The sequence below is a fragment of the Gimibacter soli genome (assembly GCF_028463845.1).
GTDB lineage: Bacteria > Pseudomonadota > Alphaproteobacteria > Sphingomonadales > Kordiimonadaceae > Gimibacter > Gimibacter soli.
The window spans coordinates 119,380-132,151 of sequence record NZ_CP116805.1; the positions used below are offsets into that span (position 1 = coordinate 119,380).

Here is a 12,772-nt window from a genome sequence, read left to right on the forward strand (position 1 = left end):
CGGTTCGCCGCGCCTACTAGAGGAACCGTCGCCGGTCATACAGCGCCCCCGGCTTCGGCGTCGTAAGCATCGACGATGCGGCCGACGAGCGGATGGCGCACGACATCCTTGTTGGTGAACCAGGTGAAGCCGATGCCTTCAACTTCCTTCAACACCTCCATCGCATGCACAAGGCCGGAATTGGTGTTGCGCGGCAGGTCCACCTGGCTCGGGTCACCGCAAATGACCATGCGGCTGTTTTCGCCAAAGCGGGTGAGGAACATTTTCATCTGCATCGCGGTTGTATTCTGGGCTTCGTCGAGGATCACATAGGCGTTCGAAAGCGTCCGCCCGCGCATATAGGCAAGCGGCGCGATCTCGATCTGGGTGCTCGCCAGCCGTTTTTCAACCTGCTCGGCGGGCATCATGTCGTAAAGCGCATCATAAAGCGGGCGCAGATAGGGATCGACCTTGTCCTTGAGGTCACCCGGCAGGAAGCCGAGATTCTCGCCGGCTTCCACAGCCGGACGCGACAGGATGATGCGGTCGATTTCACCCGCGAGCATCCGGGCCACGGCCATGGCAACGGCGAGATAGGTTTTGCCCGTACCGGCAGGGCCGATGCCGAACACCATCTCGTGGCTCGCCAGTTTCTCGATATAGTCGGCTTGACCCTGGCTGCGCGGCATGATCACCCGGTTACGGGTGGAAATCTTCATCTGGCTGCCGGGCACATTGCCGGCATCGTTGGAGCGCGGACGCGGCGCGGTATCAACGCGGGCGACCCCGTCATGCATGCGGATGATGCCATCCACGTCGCCGATCTCGATCGGCTGGCCGCGGCTGGCCATCATATAAAGTTCCTCAAGGATCGTATGGGCGAGGCGGGCGCGCACGGGCTCCCCCTCGATCACGATACGGTTGCCCCGATTGATCAGGACAACGCCCAAACGCTGCTCGATCCGCGCAAGGTTCCGGTCATGCTGGCCGAAAACGCTGGCGGCGAGGCGATTGTCGTCGAACTCGATCATCTGTTTACGGGGTGAGGAGGCGGAGTATGGCTTGCCGCGGTGATTGGCGGACGGGGCGGCAGAGGCTTTCGCGATGATGCTCAAACGGCTTCAGCTCCTTCCGGTCTTGCCGGATCAGCCGGATCACACCCGCACCATGCCGGTGTCTCACCGGTCGAGGGCCTGAGTGTTGTATCGCGGCCTGACCCCTTTCTATGAGGTCCGTCAGGCTGCAATTACGCCTCTCAGGTTTCCGGGTCCCGCGTCCCTTATCTCGACCCGGACCATCTGGCCCATGAGATCACTGTAAGTGGGAACGGTGCCCTCGTCCAGCGTGTAATCGCTGCCGGTTACATCGATGTGAACGGCCTGCAAATAAGGGCTGCGGCCAACCAGTTCGCCGGGCCGTTTTCCGGGCCGTTCGACCAGCACTTCAAGCGTCTTGCCAAGGCATGCCTCGTTGAAAGCAAGCTGCTGTTCGGAAAGCAGTGCTTGCAGTGCCGCGAGGCGCTCCGACTTCACGTCTTCGGGCACCTGGAAGGGCATGACAGAGGCCGGCGTGCCGGGGCGCGCGCTATATTTGAAGCTGAAGGACTGGGCGTAACCAACCTCGCGCACCAGCGCCATGGTCGCCTCGAAATCCTCGTCCTTTTCGCCGGGGAAACCGACGATGAAATCGGACGACAGCGCCAGATCGGGCCGCGCGTCACGCAGGCGGCGGATGACATCAAGGTAGCTTTCCGCCGTATGCTTGCGGTTCATGGCCGCCAGAATACGGTCCGACCCCGATTGCACCGGCAGATGCAGATAAGGCATGCAGGCCGCCACATCACGGTGGGCGCTGATCAGTGCGTCATCCATGTCGGTCGGGTGGCTGGTCGTATAGCGGATACGGGCGAGCCCGTCGATTTCGGCCAGCGAACGGATAAGGCCGCCAAGCGACCCTGTGCCGCCGTTGCCATCATCGCCGTGATAGGCATTCACATTCTGCCCCAGAAGCGTGATATCGCGCACACCTTTGGAGACAAGCCGCCGGGCTTCCTTCATCAGGTCCGCCACCGGGCGGCTGTATTCAGCGCCCCGGGTGTAGGGCACCACGCAGAAAGTGCAGAATTTGTCGCAGCCTTCCTGCACGGCCAGAAACGCCGCCGGGCCTTGCAGGTCGCTTTCCTCGGGCAGGAAATCAAACTTGCTCTCGCTCGGGAATTCGGTGTCGAGAAGATGGGCCGGCTTGCCGTTCTTGCGTCCGGCTTCGGCTGAGCGCACCAGTTCCGGCAGGCGGTGATAGGTCTGCGGCCCCAGCACCAGATCGATCACCGGGGCGCGCTTCATCATCTCGGCGCCTTCGGCCTGCGCCACACAGCCTGCGACCGCGATGGTCATTTCCGCCCCACCGGCCGCACAGCGTTCTTCCTTGATCATGCGGATACGGCCAACATCGGAATAGACCTTTTCGGCGGCCTTTTCCCGGATATGGCAGGTATTGAGGACGACAAGATCAGCCTCGTCCGGCGATTCCACCGTTTCATAGCCGTGCGGTTTCATCACGTCGGCCATGCGGTTCGAATCGTAAACGTTCATCTGACACCCGTAGGTCTTGATGAATAGCTTCTTCTTCAAGGTCGTCTCCTCGGCCTCCGGGGCCGTACTCCAAAGCCTCCGCATCCCGCGAAAGGCGCCGGAGACTAGCATCGAAGGCCGGAGAGTCAAGAAATCAGGCCGGCAGGCTGCCGTCCTCGAAGCCGGTATCCACCGCCTCGGGCGCCACCAGTTCCGGCAGTCGCTGCGGGCCGAAACGGGCTTCGTTCCGGTGGGCGCGTTCAAGCCCTGCCCGGATCGCGGTTTCGCAGTGGGTCGCCAGCACCTTGCGGCAGCCCATTTCCGTATAAGTCACAGGCTCATGAAACTCGACCGTTGCCGCCACCCGCCCGACGCCAATCAGCGCCTTCAGGTGGCCGACGAGTTCAGCATCGCCAAGCCATGCAACAATCGGCTTCAGCGCGCGGGTGAGCGGCATGCCGTTCACTTCTGTGTAGGCGATCGTGATCGGCTGGATGATCAGGTCATGATGCGCAGCTTCGTCAGCGCGTTCCGCGACCGAGAAAAGCGAGGATTTGAACTTCAGCACTTTCATGCCGTCCGTGGATGTGCCCTCGGGGAACAGGATCAGGCTCGATCCTTCCTGCACACGCTCGGCCAGCGAATCGCGCTGGGCCGCACTCGCGGTGCGGCGGGCGCGGTCCACATAAAGCGTGCGGTGAAGGCCGGCAAGCCAGCCGAACACGCCCCAGGTCTGCACCTCCGCCTTGGCAACAAAGCTCGCCTTCGGCAGCACGCCGCCAAGCACGAGGATATCGAGCCAGCTGATATGGTTCGCCACATAAAGGACAGGCTTGCCGTGGCGGCGGGGGGCCAGCCGCTCGATCCGGATACCGATCAGGCGGCAGGCGGTGCGATGCCAAAGCGTCGGCATCACCCACCAGTAGCGCGGCAGGATAACAAGAACGGTGCTTTGGATGGGAACCGTAACAAGGGTAATCAGCGCGACAACAGATGCGCGCCAAAGCCCTAGGGCAGACCAGCCCTTACCGGCCACATTCGCCTTCAATCCCGCATATTCAACGGCCACGTCCGGGGCACTCCTCCGCGCACCGGCATACCCGCCGGTGTCGATTACTTGTTGCGGCTCAGCGGCACGCCGTAAAGCTCCATCCGGTGGTCGACGAGCCTGAAGCCGTGCTTCTCCGCGATCAATTGTTGCAGACGTTCTATTTCATCATTGTGAAACTCGATCACTTCACCCGTTTCAAGGTTGATCAGGTGGTCGTGATGTTCGTCCGTCGCGGGCTCGTAGCGCGAGCGGCCATCGCGGAAATCGTGGCGCTCAAGGATGCCTGCTTCCTCGAAAAGCCGCACGGTGCGGTAGACGGTCGCGATGCTGATGCCGGAATCGACCTCGGTCGCGCGGCGATAGACCTCTTCCACATCGGGGTGGTCGGTGGCGGAACTGAGGATGCGCGCGATGACGCGGCGCTGGTCCGTCATCCGCATGCCTTTTTCGACGCAAAGCGCCTCGATGTCCACGGTGGCGTGTTTCATATTTCTTCTTCCCCTGGAATTCAGTCGCATCCGGCGTTGCGGATGCCCGAAGATGGCACAGCAGGTGCGCCCCCGCAAGCCGAAGCAGCCCCAAGCGGCGGCGAAAAGGGCATAAAAAAACAAAGGGTGGCACCGCTTAGCAGGCCACCCTTTGCAGAATTATTTCAGCGAGCCTTATTTGCGGCGACCGCGACCAAGACCAATCTGCTTTGCAAGCTTGCGGCGCTGGGCCGCATAGTTGGGCGCAACCATCGGATAGTCCGACGGCAGGCTCCATTTCGCCCGATATTCTTCAGGCGTCAGATTGTAGCAGGTCTTCAGGTGGCGCTTCAGCATCTTCAGCTTTTTACCGTCTTCCAGGCAGACAATATAGTCAGGCTGGACCGACCTACGGATCGGGACGGCAGGCTGCAGGGCGACTTCTTCTACCTTGGGTTGGGCACCGACCTCGGAAAGGGCTTTAAAGACATTTTCGATCAGACGCGGCAGGTCCGCCACGGCAACCGTATTGTTGGACACGTGCGACGCCACAATATCTGCCGTCAGCGCCAGCAACTCTTCAGTTGCAGCGCCTTTGCTGTTGTCCTGTTCATTCATTCCGAAACTCCCACGCTATACCGGAGAAACTATATTCTTCTATTTTCTTGCCAACCACTCGACTTGGTCGATATTCAGGAAACCAGAATTGCCCGTTTCCGGTTGCCTCCTATGGTTAACAATGAAAATATTCCGTTCCTTAACCTTGCAGGCGTCGGTTGCCCCATGGCTTTCGTACGCGCCCGCCTTTTCCTGGATGGCCTGCCTGATCGTGCGATCGCCCACATTATCTATGAGGAAACGGCAGCAAACGCACCTCTTGTCCGGTCCCTAAAGGCCCTTGGACACTGCGTCACCCCGCTACCTGCTTCTGCAATGACGGAATCAATCGAACGCGACCCGAGCCTCAAGGACACCCTTGAAAAGACTCGCGAAACACAGTTAACGATGATTCTCGTTCAAGTAAATAGCAATTGATAATTTTATATTCTTCAAATTTTACCAGTTAACAGGGAATGAGGTCCCGGCGCATACAAAGCGCATCCACCTTATGATTATCTAAGGTGGTATAATAATCCTTCCGCGCCCCGATATCGGCAAAACCAAGTCCGCGATAAAGCCGGATTGCCGGCTCATTGTCTTTGCGCACCTCAAGGAAAACTGTGCGAACACCGCACCCGGCGAGGCTTTTAAGACGTATTTCGAGCGCGCGGCGGCCGATCCCTTGCCCGGCCAGTGCCGGGATTACCCCGATGGTCACGATTTCGGCTTCATCGAGGATACGGCGGGTCATGGTAAATCCGGCCGGCTTGCCCTCAAGGATGATCGTGTGCGCTTCCATTCCCGGCGAGGCCAGAAGCGCGGTCATTGCAGCAGCATCCCAGCCCGCCTCGCGCTGCGGGGCATAGGCAGCCACATGCAGGGCAGACAGAAGCTCGGCAGCGGCATCAACGCCGGCCATGACGGGTTCGAGAACGGGCAAGGCCCAACCGGCCTTCGAAGGTTTCTGGGTGCGGGTCATACAGCTACTGGAAACAGGGGTGTTGCCTTCTTGGCGTCGGGCGGGCGGAAATAGGCGGGCTCCGGCGGGAATGCCGCCGGGTCGAGCCGTTCGGCAACGCGCGCAAGCCAGACGGGATCGATGCCGTCAAACGCGGCATCGGCACTACCTGCAGGCGTGGCACCGCTGCCGGCCACATGGCCCGGGCGCGCTGCAATTTTTTCGCGGATGATATCCATATCGAAGCAGCCGGCGTCGCTGACCGGGACCGGCAAGCCATCAGAATCAAATCCTTCGAAAGCCTGATGGAAGGCCTGCCCGCCGCGACCGTCAACCACGGCATGCACGGTGCCGCCCGTGCGTTCAAGCACCGGTCCCGCCACCAGCGACAGCCCCGTAATGCCGATCACCGGCTTTGAAAGCGCGAGACCCAGCCCGCGCGCCACGCTGAGGCCGATCCGGAGGCCGGTGAAGGTGCCGGGGCCAGTGACGACGGCCAGTCGCGTGACATCGCCAAGGCTGCAGCCGGCTTCCGCCATCAGTTCCTCGATCATCGGCATCAGGCGCTCGGCATGCCCGCGCCCGAGCTTCTCGCGCATCGAACCGAGGGCCGCGCCATTCGCGACAAGCGTGGCGCTGCACCAGGCTTCGGATGTATCGATGGCAAGAACAGACATGGGCGCCGGGGGCTCCGAGTTGGGGATTGCGCCCACATATAGGCCGCCTGCTGCCGTCTTGCCAGCCCCGTATCAGGCGATATGATGGCGCCACACCAAACGGGGACGGACAGGAAAGGACGGCTCATGGCCCTTCGGCAACGGTTTCTGCGGCTTCTGGCACCCCTCGGCGTGCTGGTAGCGGGCCTTGGAATTTTTCCAGTATCGGCAGACCAGTCGGCTGTGATCCTGATCTATCACCGTTTCGGCGAGGATAGCGTGCCCGCCACCAACGTGACCGAAGAACAGTTCCGGTCCCACGTTAACGAGCTGAAAGCCGGTGGCTATAATGTCCTGCCGCTTGAGGAAGCCGTCGCCAAGCTGCGCGCCCGGCAGGAGCTGCCGGCCCGCAGCGTGGTCATCACCGTGGACGATGCCTATACATCCTTCCGGACGCTCGGCTGGCCGATCCTCAAGGAAGCAGGTTTCCCCGTCACCCTCTTCATTTCGACCGACATGACCGACAAACCGGGCCAGGGCTATCTCGGCTGGAATGACGTTCGCGCGCTGCAGGCCGAAGGCGTGAAAATCGGCCACCATGGGGCCGCCCATCTTCACACCGTTCATGCCGGCATCAATGAAGCCAAGGCAGACCTTGCGCGGGCCAGCGCCCGGTTCCAGCAGGAACTGGGGAGCGTGCCGCCGATCTTCGCCTATCCTTACGGGGAATATGATCTGGCGCTGAGAAAAGCGGTGCAGCAGGCCGGCTTCACCGCCGCCCTTGCGCAGTTTTCAGGGGTGGCGGGTATGGGGTCCGATCCCTTCGCGCTACCGCGCTTCCCCTTCAACCAGAATTATTCGGGCCTCGACCGTTTCAAGCTGATCGCCAGCGCGCAGGCCCTGCCGGTGAGCGAGATCGTCCCTGCCGAACCGGTCCTCGCCGCTGATCGCAACCCGCCGCTTTTCGGCTTCACGCTCGAGCGCCCGGTGCCGGGCCTGAAGGCCCTCAGCTGCTATCCAAGCCATATGAGCGAACCGGCCAAAATCACCGTGATCGGCGAGCAGCGCGTGGAGGTCCGGTTCGACAAGCCCTTCCCGCCGGGCCGCAGCCGTATCAACTGCACCATGCCGGGGCCGGACCGCCGCTGGTACTGGCTCGGTCAGTTCTTCATGGTGATGGGCGGCACGCTCGATTGAGGCCGGATATTCTGAAGGGGGAAATTTCGTGAGCAAATTCATCAAGGCATTCATCGGGGCGCTCGTGCTCGCGCTCTCCTTCAGTGCGGCGCCCGTTTTGGCGCATACCGACCCCGAGGTCGCGGGCTATATCCCGGTTGATGGCGGGCGCGTCTGGTATCGCCTGAACGGGGCGCGCCATCTGGGCAAGAAGCCTGCGATCATCGTGATGCACGGCGGCCCGGGCGGCACTCACCGCAGCAACATGCCTTATGTGAAGCTTTCGGATACCTATCCCGTCATTCTTTATGACCAGCTCGACACCGGAAACTCAGACCGGCCGGGCGACCGCCGTAAATGGACGGTCGAGCATTTCGTCAGCGAGATCGATGCGATCCGCCGCGCGCTTGACCTGAAGGAAGTGATCATCGCCGGGCACAGCTGGGGTGGTACGCTCGCGGCTGAATATGCCGTCCGGAACCCGAAGGGCCTCAAGGCCGCCATCCTGTCGAGCCCGCTGCTGAATACCCGGCAATGGATCGCCGATAACCGCGAATGGATCGAGGCCATGCCCGAAAAGGAACGCACGGCGATCATCACGCATGAAGAGGCCGGCACAACCAACCACCCGGACTATCGCGCCGCAGAGGACGCCTTCTATGCCCGTCATATGTGCCGGAAATCCCCGTGCCCGAATGCGGATGACCGCACCGGCGGGCCGGAGAAGAATAATGACGTTTATGAATATATGTGGGGCCCGACCGAGTTTTTCGCACCCGGCACGCTGAGGGACTATGACGTGACGGCACGCCTTGACGCCATTCAGGTGCCTACGCTGGTGATCTGCGGCGAATTCGATGAGGCCGCCCCGAAATCATGCCGGAAATATACCGGCATGATCAAAGGCGGCGATTATCACACGATCCCCGATGCCGGTCATTCGACCATGCGGGAGAACGAGGCCCTGTATCTGGAAACGGTTCGGGCGTTTCTGGCAGGCGTCAGGGACTAAAGATCAACGGCGCGGACGTCGACAACTTCCGGCACATAATATTTCAGCAGGTTTTCGATCCCGTTTTTCAGCGTGATCGTGCTGCTGGGGCACCCCGAGCAGGCGCCCTGCATCTGCAGGTAAACCACGCCTTCCTTGAAGCCGTGATAGACGATATCGCCGCCATCCTGCGCCACGGCCGGGCGGATCTTCTCGTCCAGAAGCTGGCGGATCTGCGCGATAATCTCGGCGTCTTCCTCGGCGTCGCCCTGTCCGCCCATGGAGGCGAGATAGGCGGGATCGATGACCGGTGCGCCGGAGGCAAAGAAGGTCATGAGCGTGCCAAGCACCGCCGGCTTCACCAAAGACCAGTCGCTTTCGGTCGCTTTCGTCACGGTTACGAAATCATAGCCGACAAAAACCCCGCGCACGTCGGCAAGGCCGAAAAGTGCGGTGGCAAGCGGCGAGCCCTTGGCCGCATCCACATCGGTGAAATTGGCGGTGCCTTCATCCATCAGCATGCGGCCGGGCAGGAATTTCAGCGTGTCCGGATTGGGCGTGGCTTCGGTTTCGATAAACATGACGAATTCCTTCAGGATTGTTCGCCCCTCATGTGGCCCCGCGCGCGGCAAAGGTCAAGGGCTAAAGTCCGCCTCGCAGGGATGTGAGCGCGGCTTCAAGCGGGGCACGACTGCCCTCGACCCGGCAAAGGACCAGCGCCCCCTCGATCCGCTCCAGCGTCTGGCGGGCCGTATCGCGGGCCGCTGCTGTCGGCTTTCCGGCAGCTTCATGAACACCCGCCAGTGCCTGTTCCCACGCTGCGACGCCGCCAGCGACAATGGCGCCGAAGAGGCCACGGCCCTCGCCGACCAGAAGGCTGTTCATCAGCGAGCCCGGAATATCGCCTTCATAAAGTCGGGCGACGCCTTCAAGGCTTTGGCCAAGGCGCTCCGCCGGGCTTGCCGCTGAATGGAGAGGGGCGATCACCAGCGTTTGCAGCCGCGCACCCGCCCGCGCCAGCACGGCAGCGGCCATGTCGCGTTTGCCGTTCGGGAAATGATGATAAAGGCTCGCCTTCGAAAGACCGGCCGCCTTGGCGAGGAGCGACAGGCTGGCGCCTTCGTATCCGTAAGCCTCAAACACCGGGGTCAGCCGGTCCGCAAGCCCTGCCTTCGATAATTGCGCCTTCATCATCTGCCTCCCTGCCCGGTTTGAAGCATCCTAGCACGAGTGATTCACGTGAAACAGACCGAACGTTCGGCTACAACATTATGACGCCATATCCGGAATTGCGATGGAATGTGGCGCCGCGCCCACAAGATGCCGCAATCACGGGGCAAGGTGCCCCGGCCTGCCGACCCGACCTTTGCAATCCGGGCCGGTTGGGGGTAGGAACAAACGAGGTATCGAGTGGGACGATAGCGGCAAGGCATCGTCCACAATCCAATCGGCAGAAGCATGGCAGGCGATCAGGACGGCAAGGCAAAAAGGGCAAGCGGCGCGAAGCGGTCGGCGGGGGCATCCCGCGCGAACGGGCGGCGCGGCAGCGCACCCGCATCCAAAGCCGCCGACACTCCAAAGCCCAAAGCCAGCGCCCCGGCCAAAAAGCCGGCTGCACCGAAGAAACCGGCCAGCCGCCCGCGCGCGCCAGCCAAGAAGCGCTCCATCCTCGGCCATATCGTCTATGCCGGGGCCGTCCTTGGTGTCTGGGCGCTGATCGCGGGCATGATCGTCTTCGCCTATTTCGCGCACGACCTGCCGGACCTTGATAACCTGCCTGATCCCGGCGCCAACGACCCGGCTGTGGTCGTGAAGGCAGCCGGCGGCGAAACGCTTGTCCGCACCGGCCCGTTGCATGGCGACTGGCTGATGTTCGATGAAATTCCCGACGCCATGGTCTGGGCCATCCTGTCGATCGAGGATCGCTATTTCTTCGATCACGGCGGGATTGACGGGCGCGGACTGGCGCGCGCGGCTGCCACCAATCTTCGCTCCGGCGGGGTGCGGGCAGGTGGCAGCACGATCACCCAGCAGCTTGCCAAGAATATGTTCCTTACCAACCAGCGCTCCTTCAAACGGAAGGCGCAAGAAGCGTTGCTCGCCTTCTGGCTGGAGCAGCGCTTCACCAAGGAACAGATCCTGACGCTTTATCTGAACCGCAGCTATTTCGGCGGCGGGGCCTACGGGATCGATGCGGCGGCCCACCGGTTCTTCGATCACGGTGCCCGCAACCTTTCGATCCCCGAAGCTGCGATGCTCGCCGGCCTCGTACAGGCGCCCTCGCGCCTTGCCCCGCATATCAACCCCGAGGGGGCATGGGACCGCGGCAAGGTCGTTCTCAGCACCATGGCGGAATCAGGCCACCTGCCGACCGAGGCCGCCCGCAAGCTGATGGCCCGCCCGCCCAAGGTCGTGAAAGATTCGGTCGGCCCCGATGTGCGCTATTTCACCGACTGGGTGGAAGCCGAAGCCCGGCGCCTGTTGCCGAACGTAGGCAATATCAGCATCACGATCCATACGACGATTGACCTGAAACTGCAGCGGGCGGCCTCCGCTGCCGTCGAGGAAGGCCTCGCAGGCGAAGGCTCCACCGTGAATGCGGGCCAGGGGGCGCTGATCGCACTTGGCCTTGATGGTGCCGTACGCGCCATGGTCGGTGGGCGTGATTACCGGAAAAGCCAGTATAACCGTGCAGTGCAGGCCTCTCGCCAGCCGGGTTCCGCCTTCAAGCTTTTCACCTATCTCGCGGCGTTCGAGCGCGGTCACAAGCTGAACGAGATTGTCTCCGACCGGCCGATCACCATCGGCAAATGGAGCCCGCGCAACTATACCAACCGCTTCGACGGCGATGTCCGCCTGCGCGACGCGCTCGCCAAATCCACCAACACGGTGGCGGTACGCCTGTCGCAAGAGGCCGGCACCCCGTATGTCGCATCCCTTGCCAACCGCATGGGCATCACGACGCAAATCGCCCCGCATCCGAGCCTCGCGCTCGGCACCGAGGAAGTGAAACTGATCGACCTCGCCAACGCTTACCGCACCGTCGCAAGCGGCGGCATGGCAGCGTCCCCCTACGGCATTGTCGAGATCACCGAACTTGGTGGCCGTGTGCTTTACCGCCAGCCGCCCATGTCGATGCGGCAGGCAATTTCCTATGAAGTAGCCGCCACCATGACCGAGGGCCTGCAAGGCGTGATCGAATATGGCTCAGGCCGTGCTGCCAAGCTTGATCGCCCCGCCGCCGGAAAGACCGGCACCACACAGGACAGCCGCGATGCGCTGTTCGTGGGCTACACGAGCGACCTTGCCACCGCCGTCTGGGTCGGCAACGACAGCTTCGCTCCGATGAAAGATGTGACCGGTGGCCGCCTGCCCGCCCGCATCTGGGGCGCCTTCATGAAGCAGGCAAGCGAAGGCACACCGGTACGCCCCCTGCTGGCCGATGCAGGGCTCTATATCGCCTCGGCCCAATCCATGTCCCCGGACGAGCCGACCGAACCCGCCGAGAAAGAAGACGGCTGGCAGAAAACCAAGAAAAGCCTGTGGGAACGCCTATTCGGCAGCCGCGACTGAGGGCTCGCCTTCGGTGCCGCCGTCCAGCCGCACGGCCATGAGCGCAGCCCCTTCCTGCCGCAGCCAGCGGCGGGATTCCCCCCAGTTCGGCACCAGCCGCGCCACATGCGCCCAGAAGGCCGGAGAATGGTTCATCTCCAGAAGATGCGCCACTTCATGCGCAGCGACATAATCAAGGATAGGGCCGGGCGCGAGGATCAGCCGCCAGCTGAAGCGCAAGGTGCCGGTCGAGGAACAGCTGCCCCAGCGGCTGGACATATCGCCAACCGAAATCCGGCCATAGTCGACACCCAGCGCCGCCGCATGCCGGCGCACGCAAACCTCAAGATCGCCCTTGGCTTCTGCCTTCAACCAACGTGACAGGCGCGCCGATGCCTGATCAGCCGGGCCACCCACATGGATCGCGCCGTCTGCCACCGTCACCTGCCGGGGGCTGATGCCGGTGAAATGCAGCGCATGATCTTTGCCCCTGAAGGGCAGCAGGCCACCGTGCGCGAGGCTCGGGACCCCTTCGTGGCTCCGTCGTTCATTGAGGAGCCAGCCTGCATGCTTGGCAGCGAACCGCTCGACCGTCGCGGCCTTCGCACCCTTCGGCACCGTCACCCTTGCGCTGTCGGTGCGGGCGTCATAGCGCAGCACCATGCGCCGCGCCGTCGCATGCGGGCGCACCGCAACCCGCATCATGCCCCCGTCCGGCAGCGTGACATTCAGCTCGTCAGGCAGCGGGGTTATGAGGAGGCGACCGAGCATC

Annotated in this window: 14 protein-coding genes; 4 read left to right on the forward strand and 10 right to left on the reverse strand. The window is 62.4% G+C overall.

Translation table 11 applies throughout. The features are described 5' to 3' along the window. Positions 1 to 35: 35 nt before the first annotated feature. The 5 genes from PH603_RS00535 to PH603_RS00555 all read right to left on the reverse strand — a co-directional run bounded on the left by PH603_RS00535 (position 36) and on the right by PH603_RS00555 (position 4,685). Complete coding sequence (locus PH603_RS00535) at positions 36 to 1,088, reverse strand: PhoH family protein (RefSeq protein WP_434783335.1); 1,053 nt, start codon at positions 1,086 to 1,088, stop codon at positions 36 to 38. Between the two features lie 126 nt (positions 1,089 to 1,214). Further along, complete coding sequence (gene miaB / locus PH603_RS00540; RefSeq protein WP_289503964.1) at positions 1,215 to 2,609, reverse strand: tRNA (N6-isopentenyl adenosine(37)-C2)-methylthiotransferase MiaB; 1,395 nt, start codon at positions 2,607 to 2,609, stop codon at positions 1,215 to 1,217. A 94-nt stretch (positions 2,610 to 2,703) separates the two neighbouring features. Beyond that, positions 2,704 to 3,618 (reverse strand): lysophospholipid acyltransferase family protein, encoded by a 915-nt coding sequence (locus tag PH603_RS00545; RefSeq protein ID WP_289503965.1) that lies wholly within the window; start codon positions 3,616 to 3,618, stop codon positions 2,704 to 2,706. A 44-nt stretch (positions 3,619 to 3,662) separates the two neighbouring features. After that, on the reverse strand, positions 3,663 to 4,088 hold the full coding sequence (locus PH603_RS00550; protein WP_289503966.1) for a Fur family transcriptional regulator: 426 nt from the start codon (positions 4,086 to 4,088) through the stop codon (positions 3,663 to 3,665). A 174-nt stretch (positions 4,089 to 4,262) separates the two neighbouring features. Then, the gene (locus tag PH603_RS00555; protein WP_289503967.1) at positions 4,263 to 4,685 is read right to left on the reverse strand and encodes a Ros/MucR family transcriptional regulator; all 423 of its coding nucleotides are present in this window, start codon (positions 4,683 to 4,685) and stop codon (positions 4,263 to 4,265) included. A 165-nt stretch (positions 4,686 to 4,850) separates the two neighbouring features. Here PH603_RS00555 and PH603_RS00560 point away from each other — a divergent pair, with 165 nt between their 5' ends. Continuing rightward, positions 4,851 to 5,102 carry a hypothetical protein gene (locus tag PH603_RS00560; protein WP_289503968.1) on the forward strand — a complete coding sequence of 84 codons (252 nt, stop codon included), beginning with the start codon at positions 4,851 to 4,853 and terminating at the stop codon, positions 5,100 to 5,102. A 28-nt stretch (positions 5,103 to 5,130) separates the two neighbouring features. Here PH603_RS00560 and PH603_RS00565 read toward each other — a convergent pair whose 3' ends face one another. Both PH603_RS00565 and tsaB read right to left on the reverse strand, forming a co-directional pair. Continuing rightward, complete coding sequence (locus tag PH603_RS00565; RefSeq protein ID WP_289503969.1) at positions 5,131 to 5,646, reverse strand: GNAT family N-acetyltransferase; 516 nt, start codon at positions 5,644 to 5,646, stop codon at positions 5,131 to 5,133. Beyond that, on the reverse strand, positions 5,643 to 6,302 hold the full coding sequence (gene tsaB, locus PH603_RS00570) for a tRNA (adenosine(37)-N6)-threonylcarbamoyltransferase complex dimerization subunit type 1 TsaB (RefSeq protein WP_289503970.1): 660 nt from the start codon (positions 6,300 to 6,302) through the stop codon (positions 5,643 to 5,645). The genes PH603_RS00565 and tsaB overlap by 4 nt, the downstream gene beginning before the upstream one ends. 126 nt (positions 6,303 to 6,428) lie before the next feature. Here tsaB and PH603_RS00575 point away from each other — a divergent pair, with 126 nt between their 5' ends. Continuing rightward, positions 6,429 to 7,478: a polysaccharide deacetylase family protein gene (locus PH603_RS00575; RefSeq protein WP_289503971.1), complete on the forward strand. Its 1,050-nt coding sequence runs from the start codon at positions 6,429 to 6,431 to the stop codon at positions 7,476 to 7,478. A gap of 28 nt (positions 7,479 to 7,506) precedes the next feature. Next, complete coding sequence (locus PH603_RS00580; protein WP_289503972.1) at positions 7,507 to 8,469, forward strand: proline iminopeptidase-family hydrolase; 963 nt, start codon at positions 7,507 to 7,509, stop codon at positions 8,467 to 8,469. On the opposite strand, the gene PH603_RS00585 is transcribed toward PH603_RS00580, so the two are convergent. Beyond that, entirely contained in the window at positions 8,466 to 9,029 is a 564-nt protein-coding gene (locus PH603_RS00585; RefSeq protein ID WP_289503973.1) for a NifU family protein, read from the reverse strand. The genes PH603_RS00580 and PH603_RS00585 overlap by 4 nt on opposite strands. A gap of 61 nt (positions 9,030 to 9,090) precedes the next feature. Continuing rightward, the gene (locus PH603_RS00590; protein ID WP_289503974.1) at positions 9,091 to 9,642 is read right to left on the reverse strand and encodes a TetR/AcrR family transcriptional regulator; all 552 of its coding nucleotides are present in this window, start codon (positions 9,640 to 9,642) and stop codon (positions 9,091 to 9,093) included. A 264-nt stretch (positions 9,643 to 9,906) separates the two neighbouring features. On the opposite strand from PH603_RS00590, the gene PH603_RS00595 reads away from it, so the two are divergent. Beyond that, on the forward strand, positions 9,907 to 12,021 hold the full coding sequence (locus tag PH603_RS00595; RefSeq protein WP_289503975.1) for a transglycosylase domain-containing protein: 2,115 nt from the start codon (positions 9,907 to 9,909) through the stop codon (positions 12,019 to 12,021). Here PH603_RS00595 and PH603_RS00600 read toward each other — a convergent pair. Beyond that, a complete protein-coding gene (locus PH603_RS00600) occupies positions 12,001 to 12,771 on the reverse strand; it encodes a M48 family metallopeptidase (protein ID WP_289503976.1) in 771 nt (256 codons plus the stop codon). The two genes, PH603_RS00595 and PH603_RS00600, sit on opposite strands and share 21 nt — an antisense overlap. Position 12,772: the final 1 nt, after the last annotated feature.

Excerpts from the sequence above, each read along its gene's own strand:
- PH603_RS00550 (WP_289503966.1), bottom strand. The coding sequence starts at position 4,088 with ATGAAACACGCCACCGTGGACATCGAGGCGCTTTGCGTCGAAAAAGGC.
- PH603_RS00555 (WP_289503967.1), bottom strand. The coding sequence starts at position 4,685 with ATGAATGAACAGGACAACAGCAAAGGCGCTGCAACTGAAGAGTTGCTG.
- PH603_RS00560 (WP_289503968.1), top strand. The coding sequence starts at position 4,851 with ATGGCTTTCGTACGCGCCCGCCTTTTCCTGGATGGCCTGCCTGATCGT.
- PH603_RS00565 (WP_289503969.1), bottom strand. The coding sequence starts at position 5,646 with ATGACCCGCACCCAGAAACCTTCGAAGGCCGGTTGGGCCTTGCCCGTT.
- tsaB (WP_289503970.1), bottom strand. The coding sequence starts at position 6,302 with ATGTCTGTTCTTGCCATCGATACATCCGAAGCCTGGTGCAGCGCCACG.
- PH603_RS00575 (WP_289503971.1), top strand. The coding sequence starts at position 6,429 with ATGGCCCTTCGGCAACGGTTTCTGCGGCTTCTGGCACCCCTCGGCGTG.
- PH603_RS00585 (WP_289503973.1), bottom strand. The coding sequence starts at position 9,029 with ATGTTTATCGAAACCGAAGCCACGCCCAATCCGGACACGCTGAAATTC.
- PH603_RS00590 (WP_289503974.1), bottom strand. The coding sequence starts at position 9,642 with ATGATGAAGGCGCAATTATCGAAGGCAGGGCTTGCGGACCGGCTGACC.
- PH603_RS00595 (WP_289503975.1), top strand. The coding sequence starts at position 9,907 with ATGGCAGGCGATCAGGACGGCAAGGCAAAAAGGGCAAGCGGCGCGAAG.
- PH603_RS00600 (WP_289503976.1), bottom strand. The coding sequence starts at position 12,771 with ATGCTCGGTCGCCTCCTCATAACCCCGCTGCCTGACGAGCTGAATGTC.